Origin of the sequence: Streptomyces sp. SAI-170 (assembly GCF_049739565.1) — a bacterium.
In the GTDB taxonomy this organism is placed as follows: domain Bacteria; phylum Actinomycetota; class Actinomycetes; order Streptomycetales; family Streptomycetaceae; genus Streptomyces.
The window spans coordinates 6,014,187-6,039,848 of the sequence record NZ_JBMGQD010000001.1; the positions used below are offsets into that span (position 1 = coordinate 6,014,187).

A 25,662-nucleotide genomic window follows, 5' to 3' on the forward strand; every position below is an offset into this window, starting at 1 on the left:
GCCACCGGCCAGTGCGCCGTACTCCCCCTGAACTTTCCAGAAGGTGTCGAACCATGACAGTCGCCATCGACCGAGCGACCGGCAAGAGCCGTGGTGACCACGGGCAACGCCCCGGGCTCGGGCAGCGCCTGAAGCAGGCCTACCAGAAGCACTGGTACGCCTACGCCATGATCGCCCCGGTGGCGATCGTGCTCGGCGTCCTCGTGCTCTACCCGTTGGCCTACGGCTTCTACCTCACGCTCACCGACGCCAACAGCCTCAACACGGCGCGCACCATCGGCGTCAACGAGATCGAGGCGACGTACAAGTTCATCGGCTTCGACAACTACGCCGACATCCTGTGGGGCGAGACCTCCTACGACCGGTTCTGGTCGCACTTCATCTGGACGATCGTGTGGACGGCCGCCTGTGTCGCCCTGCACTACGGCATCGGCCTGGGCCTCGCGCTGCTGCTCAACCAGAAGCTGCGCGGCCGCACCTTCTACCGGCTGATCCTCATCCTGCCCTGGGCGGTGCCGACCTTCGTCACCGTCTTCGGCTGGCGGTTCATGCTCGCCGACGGCGGCATCATCAACTCCTTCCTGGAGTTCCTGCACCTGCCGACGCCGGCCTGGCTGGAGGACACCTTCTGGCAGCGGTTCGCCGCGATCATGGTCAACACCTGGTGCGGTGTGCCGTTCATGATGGTCTCCCTGCTCGGCGGACTGCAGTCCATCGACGCCTCCCTGTACGAGGCCGCGGAGATGGACGGCGCCAACGCCTGGCAGCGCTTCCGCTTCGTGACCCTGCCGGGCCTGCGCTCCGTCTCCTCCACCGTCGTCCTGCTCGGCGTGATCTGGACCTTCAACCAGTTCGCCGTGATCTTCCTGCTGTTCGGCGACACCGCCCCGGACGCCCAGATCCTTGTCACCTGGGCCTACTACCTGGGCTTCGGGCAGCAGCCGCGCGACTTCGCGCAGTCCGCGGCCTACGGCATCCTGCTGCTGGCCATCCTGATCGTCTTCACCTCCTTCTACCGCCGCTGGCTGAACCGCAATGACCAGCAGCTCGCGATCTGAGGCAGGAGCTCCCATGAGTACGACCACCGCCCCGACCTCCGCCGAGCACAAGCAGGCCGGCACCCCGGGCACCGACCCCAAGGGCGCCTCCCGCCGCCGCGGCGAGAACAGCCTCCTCGGCAGCCTCGCCTCCCACGGCATCCTCGTCGTGGCCAGCCTGATCGCGCTGTTCCCGATCGCCTGGCTGGTGTACCTGTCCCTCGGCCCGGACAAGGACGACTACCTCCACCCCGGCGGGATCTGGGAGAAGATGTCGTTCGAGAACTACTCGTACGTCCTGACCGAGACCAACTTCTTCGACTGGCTGAAGAGTTCGCTCGCCGTCTCCCTCGGCACCACCGTCATCGGCGTGATCATCGCCGCGACCACCGGCTACGCCGTCTCGCGCATGCGCTTCCCCGGCTACAAGAAGTTCATGTGGGTCCTGCTGGTCACCCAGATGTTCCCGATCGCCGTGCTGATCGTGCCCATGTACCAGCTGCTGTCCGAACTCCAGCTGATCGACACCTACTTCGGTCTGATCCTGGTCTACTGCTCGACCGCGGTGCCGTACTGCGCCTGGCTGCTCAAGGGCTACTTCGACACCATCCCGTTCGAGATCGACGAGGCCGGCCGGGTCGACGGGCTCACCCCCTTCGGCACCTTCTTCCGGCTGATCCTGCCGCTGGCCAAGCCGGGTCTCGCGGTCGCCGCCTTCTACAGCTTCATCACCGCCTTCGGTGAGGTCGCCTTCGCCTCGACGTTCATGCTGAGCGACACGAAGTACACCTTCGCGGTCGGTCTGCAGAGCTTCATCAGCGAGCACGACGCCCAGCGCAACCTCATGGCCGCCACGGCGGTGCTGGTCGCGATACCCGTCTCCGCGTTCTTCTACCTCGTGCAGAAGAACCTCGTGACCGGCCTCACCGCGGGTGGCACGAAGGGCTAGCCGCCGGGGGAGGGACTTCGCGCCGTCTTTCGGCTGCGGCTTTCGTCGTGGCTTGTCGCGCAGTTCCCCGCGCCCCTTGGGGCGCGTCCCTCAGGCGCCTTGTCGCCCCCAGGTACCCGAGGCGGTCGCGGTGGCCATCCGACCCCGCTGCCACCGCGTCCGCCTCGTCACCCGCCGCCGTACGCAGCCACATGACCTCGACCCAGTTACACATCAAGGACGCCATGAGCCAGCACTCCTCAGCGCCGAACTCCGCCGTAGCCACCATCGCCAAGCGCCGTGACTGGTGGCGGGACGCGGTGATCTACCAGGTGTACCCGCGCAGCTTCGCCGACAGCAACGGCGACGGCATGGGCGACCTGGAAGGCGTACGCTCCCGCCTGCCGTACCTGCGCGACCTCGGCGTGGACGCGGTGTGGCTCAGCCCCTTCTACTCCTCCCCGCAGGCCGACGCCGGCTACGACGTCGCCGACTACCGCGCCGTCGACCCGATGTTCGGCAACCTGCTGGACGCCGACGCGCTGATCCGCGACGCCCACACGCTGGGCCTGCGCATCATCGTCGACCTGGTGCCCAACCACTCCTCCGACCACCACGAGTGGTTCAAGCGCGCGATCGCGGAGGGCCCCGGCTCGCCGCTGCGCGAGCGCTACCACTTCCGCCCCGGCAAGGGCGAGAACGGCGAACTGCCGCCCAACGACTGGGAGTCCATCTTCGGCGGCCCCGCCTGGACCCGGGTCACCGAGCCCGACGGCACCCCCGGCGAGTGGTACCTGCACCTGTTCGCCCCGGAGCAGCCCGACTTCAACTGGGAGCACCCGGCGGTCGGCGACGAGTTCCGCTCGATCCTGCGCTTCTGGCTGGACATGGGCGTCGACGGCTTCCGGATCGACGTCGCCCACGGCATGGTCAAGGCGGAGGGCCTGCCCGACCTCGGCACCCACAACCAGCTCCACCTGCTGGGTAACGATGTCATGCCGTTCTTCGACCAGGACGGCGTCCACGAGATCTACCGCCAGTGGCGGCTGATCCTGGACGAGTACTCCGGCGAGCGCATCTTCGTCGCCGAGGCGTGGACCCCGACCGTGGAGCGCACCGCCAACTACGTCCGCCCCGACGAGCTGCACCAGGCGTTCAACTTCCAGTACCTGGGCACCTACTGGGACGCGCAGGAGCTGCGCACGGTCGTCGACCGCACCTTGGAGGCGATGCGCCCGGTCGGCGCCCCGGCCACCTGGGTGCTGTCCAACCACGACGTCACCCGGCACGCCACCCGCTTCGCCAACCCGCCCGGCCTCGGCACCCAGATCCGCACGGCCGGCGACCGCGAACTCGGCCTGCGCCGGGCCCGCGCGGCGACGCTGCTGATGCTGGCCCTGCCCGGCTCGGCGTACGTCTACCAGGGCGAGGAGCTGGGCCTGCCGGACGTCGTCGACCTTCCCGACGAGGTGCGCCAGGACCCGGCGTACCACCGCGGCGAGGGCCAGGACGGCTTCCGCGACGGCTGCCGGGTGCCGATCCCGTGGACGCGCGAGGGCTCGTCGTACGGCTTCGGCACGGGCGGCAGCTGGCTGCCCCAGCCGGCGACCTGGGGGGAGCTGAGCGTCGAGGCCCAGACCGGCACGGCCGGCTCCACCCTGGAGCTCTACCGCGCAGCCCTCGCCACCCGCCGCGACCACCCCGACCTGGGCGCCGGTGACTCGGTCGAGTGGCTGCGCGCCCCCGAGGGCGTCCTCGCCTTCCGCCGCGGCGATTTCGTCTGCGTCGCCAACACCACGGACGAGTCGGTCACGACCCCGGCGTACGGGCGCGTGCTGCTCACCAGCGGTGAGGTGGCCGAGGTCGACGGCGAGACCAAGGTCCCCGCGGACACCACGGTGTGGTTCACCACGGCCTGACCCACCCGGACACCGTCGCCCAGGGCCCGTCACCGACTCCGGTGGCGGGCCCTGCCGTTACCCGGCCGGGCACGCCCCCGTAACCTCACCACCCGTGAAGCTCTCCGCACCGCGTTCCTTCCGCTCCCGGCGCCTCGACGCCCAACTGAAGCGCGCGCTCCGGCTTGCGAAGGAGGACCGGTTCGAGGAGGCCGAGGCCGAGGCCAGGGCCTGCGAGGCGGGGGCCCGGCGCCTGTGGCGGCAGGGGCGCCGCCGTGCGATGACGTGGTGCGCGAAGGTGACGGCTACGGCGGTGGCGTGCGCCCACGGACGCGGTGACGAGGTGCTGGCCGAGATGGAGACCCTCATCGCGGAGCTGGACGGCGCGCCCGGGGCCCTACGGACCTTCCCGGTCATGCTGCGCAACAACCGCGCGGCCGTCCTCGGCTGGCAGGGCCGCCACGCCGAGGCCGAGGCCGAGTCACAGGCCCTGCTGCGCGAGCTGTCCCGCCTTAAGCACCTCACGAAGGTGTGGACGCTGGAGCTGAGCGTGCTGGACGGTCTGGCGGAGGCGCTGTGCGGGCTGGGCCGCCACGAGGAGGCCGAGGCGATCGCCCGGGGCAACCTGCCCCGCGCTGCGGGCATCGACGGAGCCGAGGCCGCACTGCACGCCACCCTGGTGCGCAGCCTGAACGGCCAGGGCCGGTACGCCGAAGCCCTCGCCGAGGCGCGCCGGTTCACGCCGAAGCAGGAGCGGGGGCACACCGGGAAGCTGGACCTGGTGACGGCCGGCGCCCTGCAGGGCCTGGGCCGCCTCGCCGAGGCGGAGGCCACGGCCCGCCGCGCCCTGGCCGACTGCGAGACGCGTCTGCACCCGTCCCATCCCCGCATCCAGGAGGCCCGCACCCTGCTGGCCCGCCTCACCGCCGGCCCCGGCACGGCTGTGTAACGTCTTGCAGCAACTTCTGTCGGCCCGCTGCCTTTTTGGCCAGCGGGCCTCTAACATCTGGCCACCGCAAGGTTTCTGAAAGATTTCAGCAAACCCCTTCAACGGTGAAGGACTCCCCACATGGCCAGAACTCTCCCGGGCGCGCTCGCCCTCGCCGCCGCGGCCGCCGTGCTCATACCCGGCACCGCCGGCACCGCCCAGGCCTCCCCGCCCGGCACCAAGGACGTCACCGCCGTGATGTTCGAGTGGAAGTACTCCTCGGTCGCCGCCGAGTGCACCAACCGGCTCGGCCCGGCCGGCTACGGCTACGTGCAGGTCTCCCCGCCTGCCGAGCACATCCAGGGCTCCCAGTGGTGGACGTCGTACCAGCCGGTCAGCTACAGGATCGCCGGCCGGCTCGGTGACGCCACCGCCTTCAAGAACATGATCAACACGTGTCACTCGGCCGGCGTGAAGGTCGTCGTCGACACCGTCATCAACCACATGGCGGCCGGGAACGGCACCGGCACCGGCGGCTCGTCGTACACGAAGTACAACTACCCGGGCCTGTACTCCTCCTACGACTTCGACAACTGCACCGCGCAGATCACCAACTACCAGGACCGCTGGCACGTCCAGAACTGCGAGCTCGTCGGCCTCGCCGACCTCGACACCGGCGAGGACTACGTCCGCTCCGCGATCGCCGGCTACATGAACACCCTGCTCTCCTACGGGGTCGACGGCTTCCGCATCGACGCCGCCAAGCACATCGCGGCCGCCGACCTCGCGAACATCAAGTCGCGGCTGAGCAACCCGTCGGTGTACTGGAAGCAGGAGGCCATCTACGGCGCCGGAGAGGCCGTCCAGCCGACCGAGTACACCGGCAACGGTGACGTCCAGGAGTTCCGCTACGCCTATGACCTCAAGCGGGTCTTCAACAACGAGAACCTCGCCTACCTGAAGAACTACGGCGAGGGCTGGGGCTATATGAGCAGCTCCGTCGCCGGTGTCTTCGTCGACAACCACGACACCGAGCGCAACGGCTCCACCCTGAACTACAAGGACGGCGCCACCTACACCCTGGCCAACGTCTTCATGCTCGCCTGGCCCTACGGCGCCCCGGACATCAACTCCGGCTACGAGTTCTCCGACATCGACGCCGGGCCGCCCAACGCCGGACAGGTGGGCGCCTGCTGGCAGGACGGCTGGAAGTGCCAGCACGCCTGGCCCGAGATCCAGCGCATGGTGGCCTTCCGCAACGCCACCCGCGGCGAGTCGGTCACCAACTGGTGGGACAACGGGGGCGACGCCATCGCCTTCGGGCGCGGCAGCAAGGGCTACGTGGCCATCAACCACGAGTCGTCGTCCCTGACCCGCACCTACCAGACCTCCCTGCCCGCGGGCACGTACTGCAACGTGCAGAACAACACGCCCGTGACGGTCAACGCCGGCGGCCAGTTCACCGCCACCCTCGGCGCGAACACGGCACTCGCCCTCTACACGGGCAAGTCCTCCTGCTGAGACGTCGACGCGCAAGGGTCGTGAAAATCCTTTCCGTTACTTTCACGACCCTTGCTGCAAGCCTTTCGCGGCGATAGCGTCGCGCCGGGGTCGGACCCAATGAGCCGTAATCGCAAGGAGTTCACGTCCGTGATATCCAGATGGCCGGCGCCGGGCAGGCGCCGCACCGTGCAGGGCAGACGGGTCGCGGCCGTCACCGTCGCCGCGCTCGCCGCGGCCCTGGTCCAGCCGCTCGCCGCCCACGCCGACACCCCGCCGCCTCCGCCCTCGGACGCGGCTCTGGCCAAGGCGGCCGCCCGGCACGACCTGACCCGCGAGCAGTTCTACTTCGTCCTGCCGGACCGTTTCGCCAACGGCGACACGGCCAATGACAAGGGCGGCCTCACCGGCACCCGCCTCACCACCGGCTACGACCCCACGGACAAGGGCTTCTACCAGGGCGGCGACCTCAAGGGCCTGACCGGGAAGCTCGACTACATCAAGGGCCTGGGCACCACCGCGATCTGGATGGCGCCCATCTTCAAGAACCAGCCCGTGCAGGGGACCGGCGCCAACGCCTCGGCCGGCTACCACGGCTACTGGATCACCGACTTCACCCAGGTCGACCCGCACTTCGGCACCAACCAGGACCTCGAGAACCTCATCGACAAGGCGCACGCCAAGGGGATGAAGGTCTTCTTCGACGTCATCACCAACCACACCGCCGACGTCGTCGACTACGACGAGAAGTCCTACGGCTACCTCTCCAAGGGCGCCTTCCCGTACCTGACCAAGGACGGGCAGCCCTTCGACGACGCCGACTACGCCGCCGGGGGCACCCGGTTCCCGCGCGTCGACCGGGACTCCTTCCCGTACACCCCGAAGGTCACCAGGAACAACAAGGTCCCGTCCTGGCTGAACGACCCGCGGATGTACCACAACCGCGGCGACTCCACCTTCGCCGGCGAGAGCTCCACCTACGGCGACTTCTCCGGCCTCGACGACCTGTGGACCGAACGTCCCGAGGTCGTCCACGGCATGGAGCGCATCTACCAGCGCTGGGTGCGCGACTTCGACATCGACGGCTTCCGCATCGACACGGTCAAGCACGTCAACCTCGAGTTCTGGACCCAGTGGGCCACCGCCCTGGACGCCTACGCGGCGAAGCAGGGCCGGGACGACTTCTTCATGTTCGGCGAGGTCTACTCCGCCGACACATCGGTCACGTCGCCGTACGTCACCCAGGGCCGGCTCGACGCCACGCTCGACTTCCCCTTCCAGGAGGCGGCCCGCCAGTACGCCTCCCAGGGCGGCAGCGCCAAGAAGCTCGCCTCGGTCTTCGGTGACGACTACAAGTACACGACCGACAAGGCAAACGCCTACGAGCAGGTCAGCTTCCTCGGCAACCACGACATGGGCCGCATCGGCACGTTCCTCAAGCAGGACAACCCGAACGCCTCCGACGCCGAGCTGCTGAAGAAGGACCGGCTCGCCAACGAGCTGATGTTCCTCAGCCGCGGCAACCCGGTGATCTACTACGGCGACGAGCAGGGCTTCACCGGCGCCGGCGGCGACAAGGACGCCCGCCAGCCGATGTTCGCCTCCCGCACCGCCGACTACCTCGACGACGACCAGCTCGGCACCGACCGCACCCACGCGAGCGCCGCCTTCGACACGAGTGCGCCGCTCTACCGGCAGATCAGTGCGCTCGCGAAGCTCCGCAAGGCCAACCCGGCCCTCGCCGACGGCGTCCAGACCGAGCGCCACGCCACCGACGGACCCGGCGTCTACGCCTTCTCCCGCACGGACGCGAAGACCGGCGTCGAGTACGTCGTCGCCTTCAACAACGCCGCCGAGGCCAAGTCGGCGACCTTCGCGACCGGCTCGGCGGACATGCGGTTCGACGGCATCTACGGTGCCACCGGAGCGCTGACCTCGGACGGCGACCGCAAGCTCACCGTCACCGTCCCCGCCGGCTCCGCCGTCGTCTACAAGGCCACCGGCAGGCTCGCCGCGCCCGCCACCGCGCCCACCCTCACCCTGACCGCCCCCGCCGCCGGAGCCACCGGCACCGTCGAGCTCACCGCCGACGTCCGGGGCGGACAGCTCGACCGGGTCGTCTTCGCCGCGCAGGTCGGCTCCGGCAAGTGGCGCGTCCTCGGCTCCGCCGACCACGCCCCGTACAAGGTCACGCAGACCATCGGCAAGGACGTGGCCCCCGGCACCGCCCTGCGCTACAAGGCCGTGGTGATCGACACCAAGGGCCGTACGGCGTCCGCCACCGCCGCGTCCACCACCGGCACCCCGCCCGCCGAGGAGACCCCCACCGCCTCCTCCCGCGACTACGCGGTCGTCCACTACAAGCGCACGGACGGGAACTACGCCGACTGGGGCCTGTACGCCTGGGGCGACCTCGCCGACGGCGAGGCCACGAACTGGCCGGACAGCCACCCCTTCACCGGCCGGGACGCCTACGGCGCCTTCGCCTACGTCAAGCTCAAGCCGGGTGCCTCGAACGTCGGCTACCTGGTCATCGACAAGCAGGGCAACAAGGACGTCTCCACCGACCGCTCGATCGACGTCACCAAGACGGGCGAGATCTGGATCGAGCAGGGCAAGGAGACGGTCCTCACCGAACGGCCGTCCGGCGTCTACCCGGCCCCCGACAAGACCAAGGCGGTCCTGCACTACCACCGCGCCGACGGCGCCTACGACGGCTGGGGCCTGCACACCTGGACCGGTGCCGCGAACCCCACCGAGTGGTCGAACCCCCTGAAGCCGGTGAAGACTGATGCCTATGGCGCGGTCTTCGAGGTGCCCCTCGCCGAGGGTGCCACCAGCCTCAGCTACATCCTCCACAAGGGCGACGAGAAGGACCTGCCCACCGACCAGTCCCTGGACCTCACGGCCAGTGGCTACGAGGTGTGGATGGTGAGCGGCCAGGAGAAGTACCTGCTCCCGCAGCCCAAGGGCTCCGCGGCCGCGCTCGACCTGACCACCGCCAAGGCGGTCTGGATCGACCGGAACACCGTCGCCTGGAACGGCTCCGAGGCCGCCGCCTCCACCCAGCTCCAGTACTCCCTCACCGGCTCCATCGAGGTGAAGGACGGGGCGCTGACCGGCACCGACGAGCGCTGGCTGCGGCTGGCGAAGACCGACCTCACCGAGGCGCAGAAGGCGAAGTTCCCGCACCTGAAGGACTACACCGCCTACTCCGTCGACCCCCGCGACCGCGACCGGGTCCGCCAGGCCCTGCGCGGCCAGCTCGTCGCCTCCCAGCACGCCGCCAACGGCGCCGTGCTCACCGCGACCGGCGTGCAGATCGCGGGCGCCCTCGACGACCTGTACCCCGCGACCGACGCCGACCTCGGCCCGGTCTTCCACGACGGCCGGCCCACCCTGTCGGTGTGGGCGCCGACCGCGCAGAGCGTCGCCCTGGAGATCCAGGACACCACCGTCGCCATGCGGCGCGACTCCGCCACCGGCGTCTGGTCGGTGACCGGCCCGAGCTCGTGGAAGAACAAGCCGTACCGGTACGTCGTGAAGGTCTGGGCGCCCAGCGTCCGCAAGGTCGTCACCAACAAGGTCACCGACCCCTACTCCGTCGCCCTCACCGCGGACTCCGAGCGCAGCCTGGTCGTCGACCTCGCCGACAACGCGCTGAAGCCGGCCGGCTGGACGACGTACACCAAGCCGAAGGCCGTACCGCTGAAGGACGCGCAGATCCAGGAGCTGCACATCCGGGACTTCTCGGTCGAGGACCGCACGGCCCACGACCGGGGCACGTACCTGGCCTTCACCGACAAGCTCAGCGACGGCTCGAAGCACCTGCGCGAGCTGGCCGAGGCCGGCACGTCGTACGTGCATCTGCTGCCCGCGTTCGACATCGCCACGATCCCCGAGAAGAAGACCGATCAGCAGACCCCCGACTGCGACCTGGCCTCCTTCGCCGCCGACTCCGACCAGCAGCAGGAGTGCGTGGCGAAGGCCGCCGCCAAGGACGCCTACAACTGGGGCTACGACCCGTACCACTACACGGTCCCCGAGGGCTCCTACGCCACCGACCCGGACGGCACCGCCCGTAACGTCGAGTTCCGCAAGATGGTCAAGGCGCTCAACGAGGACGGCCTCAGGGTCGTCATGGACGTCGTCTACAACCACACGGCGGCCAGTGGCCAGGCGAACACCTCGGTCCTGGACCGGATCGTGCCCGGCTACTACCAGCGCCTGCTGGCGGACGGCTCGGTCGCGAACAGCACCTGCTGCGCCAACACCGCCACCGAGAACGCCATGATGGGCAAGCTCGTCGTGGACTCCATCGTCACCTGGGCCAAGGAGTACAAGGTCGACGGCTTCCGCTTCGACCTGATGGGTCACCACCCGAAGGCCAACATCCTGGCGGTAAGGAAGGCCCTCGACGAGCTCACCGTCGAGAAGGACGGCGTCGACGGCAAGAAGATCATCCTGTACGGCGAGGGCTGGAACTTCGGCGAGGTCGCCGACGACGCCCGCTTCACGCAGGCCACGCAGAAGAACATGGCCGGCACCGGCATCGCCACCTTCTCCGACCGGGCCCGTGACGCGGTGCGCGGCGGCGGCCCCTTCGACGCCGACCCGGGCGTCCAGGGCTTCGCCTCCGGCCTGTACACCGACCCCAACCCGGCCGCCGACAACGGCACCGAGGCCCAGCAGAAGGCCCGCCTGCTGCACTACCAGGACCTGATCAAGGTCGGCCTGTCCGGCAACCTCGCCGGCTACCGCTTCACCGACACCGCCGGCAAGGAGGTCAAGGGCTCCGAGGTCGACTACAACGGCGCCCCCGCCGGTTACGCCGCGGCCCCCGGCGACGCCCTCGCCTACGCCGACGCGCACGACAACGAGTCGCTGTTCGACGCCCTCGCGTTCAAGCTCCCCGCCACGGTGAGCGCGGACGACCGGGCCCGGATGCAGGTCCTCGCGATGGCGACGGCCACCCTCTCGCAGGGCCCGGCGCTCTCCCAGGCCGGCACCGACCTGCTGCGCTCGAAGTCGCTGGACCGCAACTCCTTCGACAGCGGCGACTGGTTCAACGCCATCCACTGGAACTGCGCCGACGGCAACGGCTTCGGCCGCGGCCTGCCCCCGGCGGCCGACAACGCCGCCAAGTGGCCCTTCGCCAAGCCGCTGCTGGCCAAGCTGAAGGTCGGCTGCGAGCAGATCCAGGGCGCCTCGGCGGCCTACCAGGACCTGCTGAAGATCCGTACGACAGAGCAGGCGTTCTCCCTCGGCACGGCCGAGCAGGTGCAGGCGCAGCTCTCCTTCCCGCTGTCCGGGACCGAGGAGACGCCCGGCGTGATCACCATGAGCCTCGGTGACCTGGTCGTCGTCTTCAACGCCACCCCGCAGGAGCAGCGGCAGCAGGTGAGCGCGCTGGCCGGCACCGGCTACGGGCTGCACCCGGTGCAGGCGTCGGGGGCCGACCCCGTCGTGAAGAACGCGGCCTACGCGCAGGAGTCGGGCACCTTCACGGTCCCGGCCCGCACGGTGGCCGTTTTCACCCGCACCGGCTGACCCGGGGCTGCGGTTAGGGTGCTCCTGTCCGCCGTAGAACAGGAGCACCCATGCCGCAGATCACCGTCGAGCGTTCCGGGTATCTGGACGCCGTCGACTGGGAGGAGTTCGCCATCGCGCTGCACCCGCTGGTCGTCGACATCGCGGGTGCCAAGCCGGAGGCCTGCAAGACGCGGGTCCTGCGCACCGAGGACGAGGCCGTCGGCGCCGAGCGCGAGGGCCACGCCATCGTGAACGTCTCGATCGCCCTGCTGGCCGGCCGCAGCGAGGAGACCAAGGCCCGGCTCACCGAGGCCGTCGTGGAGCTGCTGCGCAAGCACATCGAGCCGCAGGACGGCCTGAAGCTGCATCTGTCCGCCGAGGTCCGCGACCTCGACCCGTCCTACGCCAAGGCCGAGGTCTGAGACGACCCGCTACGAGGCGAGCGCGATGAGCCGGCTGACGAGGTCCGTGAACGGCCCGTCGGCCGGCTCGTCGGCGAGAATACGGCGCAGCAGCGCGCTCATCTCCTCGTCGTAGGCGGCGCTGACGGCGGCGAGCGCGGCGAAGTCGTGCACCAGCTGCGCCTGGAGCTCCTCGCGCGGGATGCGCCGCCCGTCCAGCCAGATCAGCGCGGTCGACTCGGCCAGCGAGATCCACGAGCGCACCACCAGCTCCAGGCGGGCCGGCGGGTCGGTGACGCCGAGGTGGGCCAGGATCTGCTCATAGGCGGCCTGGCGCACGCCGTCGATGAGGGCGTTGGTGGTCGAGGAGCCGACGGCCGGGCCGCCGCGCATCAGAGCGGAGAAACCGGGGCCGTGCTCGTCGACGAAGTCGAAGAACCGGGCCATCACCCGCAGCAGCCGCGCCCCGAGCGGCCCGTCGTGCGGCTCGGCGAACCGGCCCGCCAGATCGTCCGAGGCACGCTTCAACGCGGCCTCGTACAGGCTGAGTTTGCCGGGAAAGTAGTGGTAGACCAGCGGGCGTGAGATGCCGGCGGCCGACGCTATCTCGTCGATGGAGACCTCGTCGGGAGAGCGGCGGCTGAACAGCTCGAGGGCGACCCCGATCAGCTGCTGCCGTCGCTCCTCGACCCCCATCCTGCGGCGAACCCCGGTAGACATACGAACACCTTACCGATCGGATCCGGCCTCGAACGGGCCGGACCGGCCGCGATGTTCACCGGGTGCCCGTCACATGTCCAGCACCAGACGCTCACCTCGGGCCCGGGAGACACAGATCAGCATCGAGTCGTCCCGCTCGCCGTCGGTCAGCAGCTCGTCCCGGTGGTCCACCTCGCCCTCCAGCACCCGCTGCTGGCAGGTCCCGCAGAAGCCCTGCTCGCAGGAGTAGAGGGTGTCCGGCAGCTCCTCGCGTATCGCGGCCAGCACACTGGTGCCGGCCGGGACGGTCACCGTACGCCCGCTGCGGGCCAGTTCGACCTCGAACTCCCGGTCGCCGTCGGTGGAGGTGCGCGGCGCGAACCGCTCCAGGTGCACGTCCGGCGCCCGCTCCGCCACGGCAGCCATCAGCCCCTCGGGCCCGCAGCAGTAGACGGTGGCGTCGGCGGGCGCGTCCGCGAAGAAGCCGTCCAGGTCGGGCAGCCCCGTCTCGTCCTCGGCCGCGACGACGACCCGCGCCCCGCCGAGCTTGAGCACATCCTCCAGGAACGGCATCGACGCCCGGTTCCGCCCGCAGTACAGCAGTCGCCACTCGGTGCCTTCCGGCAGCGCCCGCAGCATCGGCAGCACCGGGGTGATCCCGATGCCGCCCGCGACGAACACGTACGACTCCGCCCGCACGAGCGGGAACCGGTTGCGCGGCCCGCGCACCTCCAGCTCGACGCCCTCCTGCACCTGCTCGTGCACCTCGCGCGAACCACCGCGCCCGTCCGGCACCAGCCGGGTGGCGACCGTGTAGGAGGAGCTGTCCTCCGGGTCGCCGCACAGCGAGTACTGCCGTACGAGACCGGAAGGCAGGACCAGGTCCAGATGCGCGCCCGGCTCCCAGCGCGGCAGGTCGTGCCCTTCCAGCCGGAGCTGTACGACCCCGTCGGCGATCTCCTCGTGCGCGGTCACCAGCAGTCTGAGCGCCCGTGAGCGCGGCCGCCCGGAGACCGGCTCCTCCAGCGCGGGCATCGGCCACAGCGGCGAGGCCTGGATCCGGCGCCGCATGGCCCGCCGCACGAGATAGGCGGCCCCCGCGACAGCCACGTACGTCATCGGCCTGGGCATCACGCGGCCCCCTTCTCTGCGGCGAGCGCGGCCGGTGAACTGGCGAGATACGCCACGGCCTGTGCGGTGGAACCCTCCTGCGAGGGGTGGTACGTCCGGCTGAGGTAGGTCGGGATCGACCTCAGCATGTCGCCGGTCGCGGGCAGGGTGCCCCGTCGCCCGCGCAGATAGAAGTCCTTGAAGGACGCCTTGCCGTCCAGCAGGGTCGGGTCGTTCTCCATGAAGAACCGCGCCCCGCGCTGCCACAGGAACACCAGCGTCGCGAACGCCGTCGCCCAGGTCCGCGCCCGCCGCCGGTAGCTGCCGTCGACATGCATGAACAGGTCGAACGCCACCGACCGGTGCTCGACCTCCTCCGCCCCGTGCCAGCGCAGCAGGTCCAGCATGGTCGGGTCCGCCCCGCGCCGGTCCAGCTCCTCGGCGTTGAGCACCCAGTCGCCCAGGAACGCCGTGTAGTGCTCGATGGCTGCGATCAGCGCGACCCGCTCCATCAGCCACCACCGCCGCGCCCGCCCCGGCGGCAGCGTCCGGTCGCCCAGCAGCTTCTCGAACATCCAGTCCACCTGCGCGGTGTACGGCGTCGGATCGAGCCCCAGCTCACGCAGGTGCGGCAGCACCTCGTCATGGGCCTGGGAGTGCATCGCCTCCTGCCCGATGAACCCGATCACGTCCTGCCGCAACTGCTCGTCACGGATGTACGGCAGCACCTGCCGGTAGACATGCACGAACCAGCGCTCGCCGGCCGGCAGCAGCAGATGCAGCACATTGATGGTGTGCGTGGTGAAGGGATCGCCCGGCACCCAGTGCAGCGGTGTGTCCTCCCAGGCGAAGGACACCTTCCGCGCCTTGAGCGCCACCCGCTCGTGCTTGTTAGACATGGCGTCAATGTACTGACGGGTAAGCGAGGGGGGAAGACCCCGAACTTTTGGAATCTGCCTGGGGGTCGGGTACCTCAGGGGCGCGGGGAACTGCGCGATCAACCACAGACAACCCGCACACGGCAACGAAACAGCAAGCCCCTCATCGGAGCCCGCTGATCACCCGCCCATCCTCCAAGGCACCCTTCAACTCGGCTTGAGCCCCCTGCTCAGCCTCCACGGCCAGCAAGTTGCCCTGCCCGGACCCCGTGACCCCACCCTGCGCCTCGACGGAAGCCACGGTCCCGCTGCCGGCGGCGAGCAGATACCACCCACCGCCCTCCGCCTTCCACAACACCCCGGCGAGCACATGCGGATCACGCGGCCCACACGCAGCCACGTTCTCGGCCTTGGCCACCACAGCCCCATAGGTGCCGCCCGGCGTACGGAACTGCGCCAACACCCTCGGCCCGCCACCCCGCCACGTCTCCGCCCGCGTACACACCCACTCCGCCGTCCCACCAGCCTCCGGCAGCACCTGCGAGGCATACCTCCAGGAGTTCACCGCCCGCACCCCCTGCCCCCGCAGATCGGCAAGAGAACAGGCATACGGCGCCCAGCCGCGCAGCGCCCCCGCGCCGGTGACATCGCGCTCCGAGCCGGGCCGGCCGGCGGTCAGCCGGGCCGGCACCAGCTCACCGAGGTCGCTGGCAAGAACGGTGCCGTCCCGCCCGGACAGCTCCAGCGCGTTCCAGGAGGCGCACGCGCCGGTGCGCGTGGCCGGGCTGGCCAGCGGCGAGGTGATCCCGTCGGTCAGGGTCAGCTCCATCGCCCCCGAGCCCGGCTTCAGCAGGTCCCGCTCGGCGGCCTTCGTCACCCAGGGCGCGGTCAGGTACCGCACATTGCCGTCGGCCCGGTCCAGCACGACCGCGCTCGCCTCCGGGCCGCTCGCGCCGTCGGCCCGCGCGAAGTCCATCGCGGCCCCGGCCGTGCCGTCCTTCGGCTCGGCGTACCGGGCGATGCGCAGACCGTCGTACAGGATCACCACGCGCGCGTTGTCGACATTGCCCGCCCACAGCAGCTGCGCCGGACCGGGCGGGCCGCCCGAAGGGGTGCCGGGGGTCACCGAGACATGGACGCGCTCGCCGGGGCGGGCCCACACCGCGAGGGCCCGGCGCAGCAGGGCCGTGTCGTCGGTGAGGTCGCCGCGGGCCGGCCACACCGAGAAGTCGGTGCGGGCGGAGCTCTGCCAGGCGGCGGGCGCCACCTTGACCAGCTTGGCCGGGTCCAGCGCCGCCTCGGCCGAGGGGTTTCGCGCATACGGCGGGGCGGCGGCCCCCTCACGGCCCCAGCCGTCACCGGGCAGCCCGAGCAGCGCCCCGCACACTGCGAGGGCCGCGACGGCGGCGAGGGCGGCCTTGCCGTGCTGGCGGCGCCGCATCAGATCGGTCGGCCGGGCCTGGAGCGAGCAGGCGTCGAACTCGGGCGACTCCAGCAGCGCGTACTGCGCGGGCACCCCGTCGGCCTCGGCCAGCGCCGCCTGGGGGTCACCGGCCCCGGCCGCCGCGAGCAGCCTGCATACGTCGCCGTCCGCCAGCCCTTCCAGGCCGCGCAGCACATACGCGGCGCGGGCCTCGGCGGACAGCGCGGACAGCCGCTGGTCCAGGGCGAGTTCGTCGGCGCCGCCCGAGCGCGGGAACAGCTTCAGGCCCCACACCTGCGGCAGCAGCACCGGCAGTTGGGCGCGCCGGGGCCAGGCCCGGAAGGTCAGCGGCAGTCCAGCCTCCAGGGCCGAGCGCAGCACCCGCTGCCGTACGAAGGCGTAGCCCGGGTCACCGGCCCGCGCGCCGGTGCCGCCCGGCTGGGCCTGGGCGGGGATGGCGGGGGCCGCCGTACGTCCGCGCGGCAGGGCGCGCTGGGTGAGGGCGTGCGCGGTCAGCACCCGGCGGCTCCGGCCGAGGCCCGGCGGCAGCACCAGATAGGCCAGCCGGACCAGCCGCGGATAGTGCTCGACGAGCGCGGCCTCGGCCTGCTCGACGTCGACCACCGGGTCGGTGGGGGAGGGGGCGGGGCGCGGAGCGACATCCTGTGACTGCACGTTCAGCAGAACGAGCGAACGGTGCGTTGGTCACCGCCGCCCGGGCGACTCAGTCCCGCGGATCGACCAGCGCCCGCGCGTAGTTGCCCATCGACCGCTGATAGCGCGGCAGATGCGGGGCCAGCGCGCCCAGCACGAGCGACAGGCCCTCCCGGTCGCGGCCCAGACTCGACAGGCACAGCGCCAGTGCGGCCCGTACGGCGTCGTCCAACTCGTCCGAGGGGCCGTCCAGTTCGGGGGTCAGCAGCTTGACGCCCTCCTCCGGCTGCCCGATGTTGCGCAGCGAGCTGGACAGCTGGATCTTCGCCCGCCGCCCCTTGTAGCCGTCGAGCCCGCGTGCCAGCGCCTCCCGGTACAGGGGCACCGCCTTGTCGGAGTGGCCCGTCGAGTCCCAGGCGCAGGCCTGCTCGAAGGGCCCGGCCGGGTGTCCCTCGGGCAGTTCGGCGACGAGCGCGTCGATCACCGCCCGGAAGGCGGGGGCCTCCTCCTCGGGGTAGTCGTCGAAGGTCGCCCAGGCGGCGGTCACACGGTCTTCCCAGTCCTTGTCCACGGGCTCAGCCTCGCACGCGTGTGCCTGCCGGGGCACCCGGTTTGAGCGGGGCGGGCGTGACAGCCGTATCGAACTCAGGCACCCTGCTCGCCCGCCGTCCGCCCGGAGGAACCATGAGGCTGTCCCGACCGATGATCACCCTCGCGCTGCTGGCCCTGACGGCCTGCGGCTCCCCGGACGGGGAGGCATCCGTGCCCCCGACCGCCACCGGCAGCCTGGAGCACCTCGCCGCCGAGGCGGACTGCGCGCCGGACCTGCAGACCGACGCCGACGAGATCCGCCAGGCCATCTGCGAGACCGGCGACGGGAAGTTCGTCCTCGCCACCTTCGCCACCGACCGCGGCCAGCGCGAGTGGATCGACTCCGCCAAGGACTACGGCGGCCACTACCTCGTCGGCCGCAAGTGGGTCGCCGTCGGCGACATGGACGTCGTCACCGCGCTGCGCGGCACGCTGGGCGGCACGATGGAGGAGGGCCGGACGCATCATCACTAGGGCACAGAAATGAGCGGGCGGCGGGAACCCTGGGGATTCCCGCCGCCCGCTCACCTTGGGGAGGCTGTCACCGGCAGCGCGCACCGGAGTTGATGCACTGGACCATCTTGTTCATCAGGCCCTCGTCGAAGACGTTGATGAAGTCGTCATGGTCGGTGATCGCCTTGTGCAGCTGCTCGGGGAAACCGTCCACCGCGAACGCGTTCTGCACCTGGCCGTTCTCGATCACCGGCGCCTCGACGTCGTAGACGAGCCGCATGACGAGCTGCGGGATCGCCTGGAAGCCGTTCTGGCAGCGGCCGTCGCCGTCCGCGAACGCCACGTGCGTACGGTGGTTGGCGCTGTCGATGTTCTGGCCGTCCCAGCAGCTCTGGAACTTGAAGGTGCGCACCACGTCACTGCCGTCGGGGCAGATCGGGTACTTGTCCTTCAGCTGCCGGTCCTCGAAGCCGGTGCAGCTCCAGGAGGCGTTGGCGTTGCCGGGGCCGTTGGTGAAGGCCTTGGCGTCGCCGGTGATGATCCGCAGGAACTTCGGCATCGCCACGACCTTGGACTTCGGGCTGCCGACGAACTTGATCTGCGCCTGCTTGGCCTGCAGGATCCGGCCGACGTTGCCCTCCTTTCCGCCGCCGTCGTTGTTCTGGTCGAAGTCCTGCGAGCCGTCCTGCACCCGCAGCACCGGCCAGTAGTACGACGACTTGTCGCCCTGGTTGGCGCAGCTGGTGCCGGCGTCCGCGAACGTGTCGTTGTTCGCGAAGGCGTCGTTGGCCTGGTTGCCGACGTAGTCGTGCAGATGGTGGGCGCCGTTGCTGACGCCGGGCGCCACGATGACGTTGTCGGTGTTGAACTTCTTGTTCTCGTTCACACCGCACTTGCTGGTGAACGAGCCGGTGGAGGCGTTGCGGCCGCGGTCGACCTGCTGGACGTTGGGCTGGACCGTGGTGATGTCCACGAAGTCGTCGGCTACGGGGCCGTTGCCGGCCTGACCGCCGTTGCCGTTGCCGTTCCCGTTGTCCTGCTGGCCGTCGCCGTTGTCCTGCTGGCCGTCACCGTTCTGGTCCTGGCCGCCGTCCTGCTGCTGGCCGTCGTCCTGTTGCTGGTCACCGTCCTGCTGCTGACCGCCGTCCTGCTGGCCGTCGTTGGTCTGCGGCTGCTCCGAGGGGGCGGCGGTACAGCCGGACAGTCCGTCGAGGTCGTCGGGGGCGTCGCCGCCGGCCCGGTCGATCTCCAGCTGGATGCGGTCGATGACCGCCTGGCGGCGGTCCTTCAGCGGCTGGAGGATGGCGTTCTGGACGAAGTTCGGGTCCCGCGTCTGCGCGTCCCGGGTGGTCGCCAGGCGCTGGTAGGCCTCGGTGATCTGCTCGTCCAGCGTGGCCAGCTCACCGTCGACCTCGCCGCGGGCGCGGTCCGGCACGTCGGAGAGCTGCTGGCCGACGTCCGGGCAGTCGACCGTGGCCACCTGCACCCCGGCCGCCTTGGTCCGGTCGGTCCAGGTGTTGTGGTCCTCGTGCGCCGAAGCGTAGAAGTTCGCCCAGATCAGCCCGCCCCCACCGAGCGCTAGGGCCGCCGATGCGGCTATGGCCTTGGTGGCCAGCGGCGTACGGCGTTTTCGTGTGTTGCGTCCCATGGAACTCCTCTGACTTCCTTGCGGGGCAGCATCGAGGCGCCCGACAGGAGTGAAGCGGCTCCGTTCCATACGGACGCGGTCCCACGGGTGTTCAAACGTCACAGAAATCAACACCCGCCAAGGAGCGGGGTGTTGAAGATCAGCGTTCCCGGTCCAGGAAGGCGAGGACGGCCAGCACCCGCCGGTTGTCGTCGTCGGAGACCTCCAGGCCGAGCTTGGCGAAGATGTTCGCCGTGTGCTTGGTGATGGCCCGCTCGGTCACGGTCAGCTTGGCGGCGATCGCCGCGTTCGAGCGGCCCTGCGCCATCTGCTCCAGCACCTCCCGCTCCCGCGGGGTGAGCCGGGCCAGCGGCCGGTCCTCGCCCGAGCGGCGGGCCAGCAACTGCTGGATGACCTGCGGGTCCATCGCGGTGCCGCCCGCCGCGACCCGTCGTACGGCGTCCACGAACTGCTCCGCGTCGAACACCCGGTCCTTGAGCAGATAGCCCACGCCTCCCGCGCCGTCGGCGAGCAGCTCGCGCGCGTAGAGCTGCTCCACGTGCTGCGAGAGCACCAGCACCGGCAGCCCGGGCCGCTCGGCGCGGGCCCGCAGCGCGCACTGAAGTCCCTCGTCCGTGTGGGTCGGCGGCAGCCGTACGTCGACCACGGCCACGTCGGGCTGGTGCTCGCGCAGCGCGCGGTCCAGCTCCGGTCCGGTCTCGACCGCGGCGGCGATCTCGAAGTCGAAGGCTTCCAGCATCCGTACCAGGCCGTCGCGGAGCAGGAAGAGGTCCTCGGCTAGGACAACACGCAAGGGATCTCCATGGTCACCATCGTGGGACCGCCCGCGGGAGAGCTGACGGCCAGGACGCCGTCGAATGTACCCAGTCGCCGCTCCACCCCGGACAGCCCCGAACCGGCCCCGATCGACGCGCCACCGCGGCCGTTGTCGGTCACCGAGGCGAACAGCCGGCCCTCGGAGTGATAGAGGTCCACCCAGATCCGGTCGGCCTCGGCGTGCTTGACCGCGTTGGTGAGCAGCTCGCTGACCGCGAAGTACGCCGCCGACTCCACCGGCGCCTCGGGGCGCCCGGCGAGGTCCACGCTCACCTCCGTGGCGATCGGCATCCGCAGCGCCAACGCCCGTACGGCGTCGCCCAGTCCGCGCTCGGCCAGCACCGGCGGATGGATGCCGCGCACCAGGTCGCGCAGCTCGGCGAGGGCGTCCGCGGAGGACCGGCGGGCCTCGGCGAGCATCTCCTTCGCCTTCTCCGGATTCCTGTCCAGCAGCGCCTCGATGGTGCCCAGGTCCATGCCCATCGCGACCAGGCGGGCCTGGGCCCCGTCGTGCAGGTCCCGTTCGATGCGGCGCAGTTCGGCGGCCGAGGCGTCGACGGCGTCGCGCCGGGTCTCGGTCAGCCGCTCGACCCTGCGGGTGAGTTCCTCGTGCGAGGGGGTGAGCACGCTCCGGGTGAGCGAGAAGTGCGCCTGGAGGAGAGCGGGCGCCCAGCGCAGCGCGACGGCCAGCCAGACCAGCCCCAGCAGCGGAGCGAGCAGCGCGGTCCCGGTGCCGGTCACGGGCAGGAAGGTGTACCAGTAGATGCCGCCGTCGTCCACGGTCGACTGCCACAGCCCCAGCGGCACGACCAGCCCCAGCAGGCCCTGCACCAGCAGTGCCGGCGCCAGGATGGCCAGGCCCGCCCCGGCCAGTACGTCCACGCACAGCCAACGCAGATCCCGCCAGGTCCCGGGGTCCCGCAGCAGCGCGTACGTCAGCTCGGCCCGGCCCATGATCCCGGGCCTTGGCTTCGGCGGCTCCGCGTACCGGGCGGGGATCTGCACCCCGCCCCACTCCTCGGCCAGCTCCCGCCGCTTCTCGGCGTACGCGCGGACCGCGGTCAGCACGGTGGGCAGGGCCAGCACCCCGATCCCGAGCGGGATGTAGACGATCGACACCACGGTCAGCACGGTGAGCGCGATCGAGGCCGTCCACCCCATCACCGCGAGCCCCAGCCCCTGCGCCCCGGCCACCAGCACGTCCCGTGCCTTCGCCACCGCCATGACCCCCACCTCTCTGTGACCGGGGTCCAGTCTGGCCGAATCCCTGCGGGAGATCACGGGGGCGAGGGCCCGATCGGGGGGTGGTGCCAGCTACACCGTCCCGCCGCCCTGTGACGCAGGTTACGCCGGGCCGCGTCCGTGACCACTGAGTAACTCCGTTCGGGATCTCGTACATAGCGGCGACCTCTCCCCGACTCCCAGGAGGCGCGCATGTCGCGTAGGAGGACTCTCAGTACGAGGAAGAAGCTGGCGCTGCTGGTGAGCGCGGCCACGGTGGCGGGAGGCGGCGCCTTCGTCATGGCGGCCACCTCCAACGCCGCGCAGTCGGCGGCGGACTCGACCGTCTGCCAGGGCCTCGCCACCGCGCTCGGCAACAACGAGCGGTTCATCGAGGGCCAGCGGGCGAATCCCGACGCCCAGTCGGCGGCGCGGATCGCCAACCGCGAGGCCGTCATCGAGCAGATCAAGAAGCAGCAGGAAGCTGCCGGATGCACCGTTGGGGAGTCGGCTCAGGGCTCCCAGGCGGGACAGAACGGCCAGCAGGGACAGCAAGGTCAGCAGGGACAGGGACAGGGACAGGGACAGCAGGGCCAGCAGGGGGGCGGCGCAGAGCAGTCCGCGCCGCCCGCCGAGGCATCGCCGCCGCCGGCCGAGGCGTCACAACCGCCCGCTGACGCCTCCCAGCCGCCCGCGGCCTCCGGCCGGCAGGTCTGCAACGGCTCCACCGTCACCCTCTCCGGAGAGGGCGGCGCCCCCGCCGCGTCCAGCAACCAGTTCCCGGCCGGTACGAAGCTGAAGGTGACCAACCTCGACAACAACAAGTCGACCACCGTCGAGGTCACCTCGGTCTCCGGCAGCTGCGTGCTGCTGAACAACTCCGCCTTCGAGCAGGTCCGCGAGCCCGGCAAGTTCCTGATCCGCCGGGCCCTGATCGAGAAGGTGGGGTGAGGCTCAGGCCGACAGGAAATCGCTGAGGCGGCCCGCCAGAGACGCCGGCGCGGACTGCGGCAGCGCGTGATGGGAGACGTCCGCCAGGATCTCGACCTCGGCACGCGGCAGCAGTCCGGCCGCCCGGGCCGCCACCCCGGACGGGTCATGGGTCCTGCTGTTCGCGGCCACGAGCAGCAGGACCGGCACGTCCAGGCCGCGCAGTCCCTCGGGTGCGGGCCGCGGTCCGGTCACCGGCTTCGCGGAGGGGAAGCCGGCGGCCGCCTCCTGGAGCCGCAGCCAGTCGGGATCCAGTACGGCCCCGGCGGTCTCCCACTCCAGGAACGCCCGCACCCGGCGCGGCGAGGGCCACAGCAGCATCGGCGCGGCCCGCAGCAGGTACGGCGCCTTGTACCCGGCGAAACACCCCGTCGGGTCCAGGAGGAACAGGCGGCGCACCCGCGCGGGCGAGCGCAGTGCGTGGTGCAGGGCGATCCAGGCGCCGTAGGAGTGCCCGCCCACGTCGGCCACGTCGACGCCGAGCCCGTCGAGCAGCGCGTCCAGCCAGGCCGTGAGGTCGGCGACCGAACGGAGGGGACGGTCGCCGCCCCGCGCGCTGCGCCCCGGCGCGCCGACCAGGTCGACGGCGTGCACCCGGTGCGTGCGGGCCAGCTCGCCGACCTGCGCGTACCAGGAGGCGGACGTCGCGCCCCCGCCGCCCGGCAGCAGCACCAGCGCGGGCCCGTCGACGGGGCCGCAGACATGGACGTACGTCGTCCCGTACGGCGTGGGCACCTCGACCGCCTCCCGCCCGGTCGGCCACTTCGCCGTGACCTTGTCGTACGTGGCGAAGAACCCGTCGATGTCGTACGTCCCCATGGCGTCCCCTTATTATCTCGTTCAGCGAGATTGTCGTGGAGCGAGATGATAGCCGGAGGAGACGCGGGATGCGGGAGCCGGGACCGGAACTGGAGATCGTCCATCTGCTGCGTGCGGTGACGCTCGAACTCGGGCAGCACAGCGCCCGGTTCGCGAACCGCAACGACATGCACCCCACCGACGTACGCGCCCTGATCGCCCTCATGGACGCCGCCCGCGCCGGCGAGGAGATGACGGCGGGCCGGCTCGGTGCCGCGCTGGGCCTGAACTCCGCCGGTACGACGGCCCTGGTCGACCGCCTGGAACGGGCCGGGCACGTCCGCCGGGTGCGCGGCGAGCGGGACCGGCGCCAGGTCGTCGTCCAGGTCGAGGAGCGCGCCGTCGAGCTGGGCTGGGCGTTCTTCGGCCCGCTGATCGGGCGGGCGGTGGAGCTGCTGCGGGAGTGCGACGACAAGGAGCTCGCGGCCATCCGCCGCTTCCTGGGCGGCGTACGGGACGCGGCGGCCGAGGCGGAGTGACCGTCTCGCCCTCACGCCGAGCCGTGCATTCCCCTCGCATACGAAGGGCCGCCGCGGTCCCCTCTTGCGCCTGCGAACCGGCAGGGCCGCGGCGCCCCGCACACGGCGCCGCCTCACGACGTGAGACAGGACACACCAACACCAGGTAACACGGGGTTCACATTCGAGCAATGACCGGGAAATCGCCTGTTGACAGGCTGCCGGGCATCGACGGCGGCGCTCCGGTGCCGCAGCGCCGCAGCAGCACCCGCAAGTGCAGACCCACCCCCGAAGGAAGTGGCCCGTGACCTTCAAGGCTGAGTACATCTGGATCGACGGCACCCAGCCGACCGCCAAGCTCCGCTCCAAGACCAAGATCATCGCGGGCTCGCCCGCCGGTCTGGACGCGCTGCCGATCTGGGGCTTCGACGGGTCCTCCACGAACCAGGCCGAGGGCCACGCCTCGGACCGCGTCCTCAAGCCGGTCTTCACCTGCCCGGACCCGATCCGCGGCGGCGACGACATCCTCGTGCTCTGCGAGGTCCTGAACATCGACATGACGCCGCACGAGTCCAACACCCGTGCCGCGCTCGCCGAGGTCGCCGAGCGGTACGCCGCCCAGGAGTCGATCTTCGGCATCGAGCAGGAGTACACCTTCTTCGACGGCGCCCGCCCGCTCGGCTTCCCCGAGGGCGGCTTCCCGGCCCCGCAGGGCGGTTACTACTGCGGTGTCGGCGCCGACGAGATCTTCGGCCGCGAGATCGTCGAGAAGCACCTCGACAACTGCCTCGCCGCCGGCCTCGGCATCTCCGGCATCAACGCCGAGGTCATGCCCGGCCAGTGGGAGTTCCAGGTCGGCCCGCTGGCCCCGCTGGAGGTCTCCGACCAGCTGTGGGTGGCCCGCTGGCTGCTCTACCGCACCGCCGAGGACTTCGGCATCTCCGCCACCCTCGACCCCAAGCCGGTCAAGGGCGACTGGAACGGCGCCGGCGCGCACACCAACTTCTCCACCAAGGCGATGCGCGAGAACTACGACGCGATCATCATCGCCGCCGAGTCGCTCGGTGAGGGCTCCAAGCCGCTCGACCACGTCAAGAACTACGGCGCCGGCATCGACGACCGCCTGACCGGTCTGCACGAGACCGCCCCGTGGGACAAGTACTCCTACGGCGTCTCCGACCGCGGCGCCTCGGTCCGCATCCCGTGGCAGGTCGAGAAGGACGGCAAGGGCTACATCGAGGACCGCCGCCCGAACGCCAACGTCGACCCGTACGTCGTGACGCGTCTGCTCGTCGACACCTGCTGCGCCGCCCTGGAGAAGGCCGGCCAGGTCTGAGCCACGGCTCGCGCTCTTCGAAGGGGGCGTCCACCTCGCGGTGGACGCCCCCTTCCGCATGCGCCGAGGGGAGTTGCCGGCAGGGACCCGGGCCACCGGGTGGGCGTCCGGTACGTGAGAGGAGGGTCCTCGCAGGGCGCGTCGTCTGCTTCAATATGGGCATGGCCAGCTTCCAGAACCGCAGCGCGACGGGTCGCCATGACCTCGAGCCCTTCTGGCCTTCCCGTCAGCACCACGACTTCGACCGGGTGTGTTGCCGCGCGACGAACGCGCGGGCCCTCTAAAGCCGTACACCCACCCGGC

20 protein-coding genes are annotated in these 25,662 nt (G+C 70.8%); 11 read left to right on the forward strand and 9 right to left on the reverse strand.

Annotation, left to right across the window (positions count from 1 at the left end):
- Positions 1-53 precede the first annotated feature (53 nt).
- From RKD23_RS27035 to RKD23_RS27065, 7 genes are all read left to right on the forward strand, one after another.
- Entirely contained in the window at positions 54-1,058 is a 1,005-nt protein-coding gene (locus tag RKD23_RS27035; protein WP_424856041.1) for a carbohydrate ABC transporter permease, read from the forward strand.
- Positions 1,059-1,071: 13 nt separating this feature from the next.
- A complete protein-coding gene (locus tag RKD23_RS27040) occupies positions 1,072-1,986 on the forward strand; it encodes a sugar ABC transporter permease (RefSeq protein ID WP_424856042.1) in 915 nt (304 codons plus the stop codon).
- Between the two features lie 224 nt (positions 1,987-2,210).
- Positions 2,211-3,884 carry a glycoside hydrolase family 13 protein gene (locus RKD23_RS27045; protein ID WP_424856043.1) on the forward strand — a complete coding sequence of 558 codons (1,674 nt, stop codon included), beginning with the start codon at positions 2,211-2,213 and terminating at the stop codon, positions 3,882-3,884.
- A 94-nt stretch (positions 3,885-3,978) separates the two neighbouring features.
- Complete coding sequence (locus RKD23_RS27050) at positions 3,979-4,812, forward strand: tetratricopeptide repeat protein (RefSeq protein WP_424856044.1); 834 nt, start codon at positions 3,979-3,981, stop codon at positions 4,810-4,812.
- A gap of 120 nt (positions 4,813-4,932) precedes the next feature.
- Complete coding sequence (locus RKD23_RS27055) at positions 4,933-6,312, forward strand: alpha-amylase (protein ID WP_424856045.1); 1,380 nt, start codon at positions 4,933-4,935, stop codon at positions 6,310-6,312.
- A 129-nt stretch (positions 6,313-6,441) separates the two neighbouring features.
- On the forward strand, positions 6,442-11,841 hold the full coding sequence (gene pulA / locus RKD23_RS27060; RefSeq protein ID WP_424856046.1) for a pullulanase-type alpha-1,6-glucosidase: 5,400 nt from the start codon (positions 6,442-6,444) through the stop codon (positions 11,839-11,841).
- Between the two features lie 50 nt (positions 11,842-11,891).
- The gene (locus RKD23_RS27065; RefSeq protein WP_424856047.1) at positions 11,892-12,245 is read left to right on the forward strand and encodes a 5-carboxymethyl-2-hydroxymuconate Delta-isomerase; all 354 of its coding nucleotides are present in this window, start codon (positions 11,892-11,894) and stop codon (positions 12,243-12,245) included.
- 9 nt (positions 12,246-12,254) lie between these two features.
- Here RKD23_RS27065 and RKD23_RS27070 read toward each other — a convergent pair whose 3' ends face one another.
- The 5 genes from RKD23_RS27070 to RKD23_RS27090 all read right to left on the reverse strand — a co-directional run bounded on the left by RKD23_RS27070 (position 12,255) and on the right by RKD23_RS27090 (position 17,559).
- A complete protein-coding gene (locus tag RKD23_RS27070; protein ID WP_424856048.1) occupies positions 12,255-12,944 on the reverse strand; it encodes a TetR/AcrR family transcriptional regulator in 690 nt (229 codons plus the stop codon).
- Between the two features lie 69 nt (positions 12,945-13,013).
- Positions 13,014-14,054: a PDR/VanB family oxidoreductase gene (locus tag RKD23_RS27075; RefSeq protein WP_424856049.1), complete on the reverse strand. Its 1,041-nt coding sequence runs from the start codon at positions 14,052-14,054 to the stop codon at positions 13,014-13,016.
- Positions 14,054-14,932 (reverse strand): metal-dependent hydrolase, encoded by an 879-nt coding sequence (locus RKD23_RS27080; RefSeq protein WP_424856050.1) that lies wholly within the window; start codon positions 14,930-14,932, stop codon positions 14,054-14,056. Before RKD23_RS27080 ends, RKD23_RS27075 begins: the two co-directional genes overlap by 1 nt.
- A gap of 142 nt (positions 14,933-15,074) precedes the next feature.
- A complete protein-coding gene (locus RKD23_RS27085; protein WP_424856051.1) occupies positions 15,075-17,009 on the reverse strand; it encodes a hypothetical protein in 1,935 nt (644 codons plus the stop codon).
- A gap of 49 nt (positions 17,010-17,058) precedes the next feature.
- Positions 17,059-17,559, reverse strand: coding sequence for a tetratricopeptide repeat protein (locus RKD23_RS27090; RefSeq protein WP_424856052.1), 501 nt, complete (start codon positions 17,557-17,559; stop codon positions 17,059-17,061).
- A 113-nt stretch (positions 17,560-17,672) separates the two neighbouring features.
- On the opposite strand from RKD23_RS27090, the gene RKD23_RS27095 reads away from it, so the two are divergent.
- Positions 17,673-18,053 (forward strand): hypothetical protein, encoded by a 381-nt coding sequence (locus RKD23_RS27095; protein WP_424856053.1) that lies wholly within the window; start codon positions 17,673-17,675, stop codon positions 18,051-18,053.
- A gap of 67 nt (positions 18,054-18,120) precedes the next feature.
- Here RKD23_RS27095 and RKD23_RS27100 read toward each other — a convergent pair whose 3' ends face one another.
- The 3 genes from RKD23_RS27100 to RKD23_RS27110 form a co-directional block, all read right to left on the reverse strand.
- Positions 18,121-19,680, reverse strand: a complete 1,560-nt coding sequence (locus RKD23_RS27100) for a DUF1996 domain-containing protein (RefSeq protein ID WP_424856054.1) — start codon at positions 19,678-19,680, stop codon at positions 18,121-18,123.
- Between the two features lie 139 nt (positions 19,681-19,819).
- Entirely contained in the window at positions 19,820-20,473 is a 654-nt protein-coding gene (locus RKD23_RS27105; RefSeq protein WP_424856055.1) for a LuxR C-terminal-related transcriptional regulator, read from the reverse strand.
- Positions 20,458-21,720, reverse strand: coding sequence for a sensor histidine kinase (locus tag RKD23_RS27110; protein ID WP_424856056.1), 1,263 nt, complete (start codon positions 21,718-21,720; stop codon positions 20,458-20,460). Before RKD23_RS27110 ends, RKD23_RS27105 begins: the two co-directional genes overlap by 16 nt.
- A 210-nt stretch (positions 21,721-21,930) precedes the next feature.
- Between RKD23_RS27110 and RKD23_RS27115 the strand changes: the two genes are divergently transcribed.
- Entirely contained in the window at positions 21,931-22,668 is a 738-nt protein-coding gene (locus RKD23_RS27115; RefSeq protein WP_424856057.1) for a hypothetical protein, read from the forward strand.
- A 3-nt stretch (positions 22,669-22,671) separates the two neighbouring features.
- Here the strand turns inward: RKD23_RS27115 and RKD23_RS27120 are convergent, their stop codons facing one another.
- Positions 22,672-23,526, reverse strand: coding sequence for an alpha/beta fold hydrolase (locus RKD23_RS27120; RefSeq protein ID WP_424856058.1), 855 nt, complete (start codon positions 23,524-23,526; stop codon positions 22,672-22,674).
- A gap of 68 nt (positions 23,527-23,594) precedes the next feature.
- On the opposite strand from RKD23_RS27120, the gene RKD23_RS27125 reads away from it, so the two are divergent.
- Together RKD23_RS27125 and glnII are read left to right on the forward strand one after the other, a co-directional pair.
- Entirely contained in the window at positions 23,595-24,044 is a 450-nt protein-coding gene (locus tag RKD23_RS27125) for a MarR family winged helix-turn-helix transcriptional regulator (RefSeq protein ID WP_424856059.1), read from the forward strand.
- Positions 24,045-24,327: 283 nt separating this feature from the next.
- Entirely contained in the window at positions 24,328-25,359 is a 1,032-nt protein-coding gene (gene glnII / locus RKD23_RS27130; protein WP_424856060.1) for a glutamine synthetase, read from the forward strand.
- The last annotated feature ends 303 nt before the right edge of the window (positions 25,360-25,662 follow it).

Coding starts and splice junctions, on each gene's coding strand:
- RKD23_RS27035 (WP_424856041.1), top strand. CDS start 54: ATGACAGTCGCCATCGACCGAGCGACCGGCAAGAGCCGTGGTGACCAC.
- RKD23_RS27040 (WP_424856042.1), top strand. CDS start 1,072: ATGAGTACGACCACCGCCCCGACCTCCGCCGAGCACAAGCAGGCCGGC.
- RKD23_RS27045 (WP_424856043.1), top strand. CDS start 2,211: ATGAGCCAGCACTCCTCAGCGCCGAACTCCGCCGTAGCCACCATCGCC.
- RKD23_RS27055 (WP_424856045.1), top strand. CDS start 4,933: ATGGCCAGAACTCTCCCGGGCGCGCTCGCCCTCGCCGCCGCGGCCGCC.
- RKD23_RS27065 (WP_424856047.1), top strand. CDS start 11,892: ATGCCGCAGATCACCGTCGAGCGTTCCGGGTATCTGGACGCCGTCGAC.
- RKD23_RS27070 (WP_424856048.1), bottom strand. CDS start 12,944: ATGTCTACCGGGGTTCGCCGCAGGATGGGGGTCGAGGAGCGACGGCAG.
- RKD23_RS27075 (WP_424856049.1), bottom strand. CDS start 14,054: ATGCCCAGGCCGATGACGTACGTGGCTGTCGCGGGGGCCGCCTATCTC.
- RKD23_RS27080 (WP_424856050.1), bottom strand. CDS start 14,932: ATGTCTAACAAGCACGAGCGGGTGGCGCTCAAGGCGCGGAAGGTGTCC.
- RKD23_RS27095 (WP_424856053.1), top strand. CDS start 17,673: ATGAGGCTGTCCCGACCGATGATCACCCTCGCGCTGCTGGCCCTGACG.
- RKD23_RS27100 (WP_424856054.1), bottom strand. CDS start 19,680: ATGGGACGCAACACACGAAAACGCCGTACGCCGCTGGCCACCAAGGCC.
- RKD23_RS27110 (WP_424856056.1), bottom strand. CDS start 21,720: ATGGCGGTGGCGAAGGCACGGGACGTGCTGGTGGCCGGGGCGCAGGGG.
- RKD23_RS27115 (WP_424856057.1), top strand. CDS start 21,931: ATGTCGCGTAGGAGGACTCTCAGTACGAGGAAGAAGCTGGCGCTGCTG.
- RKD23_RS27120 (WP_424856058.1), bottom strand. CDS start 23,526: ATGGGGACGTACGACATCGACGGGTTCTTCGCCACGTACGACAAGGTC.
- RKD23_RS27125 (WP_424856059.1), top strand. CDS start 23,595: ATGCGGGAGCCGGGACCGGAACTGGAGATCGTCCATCTGCTGCGTGCG.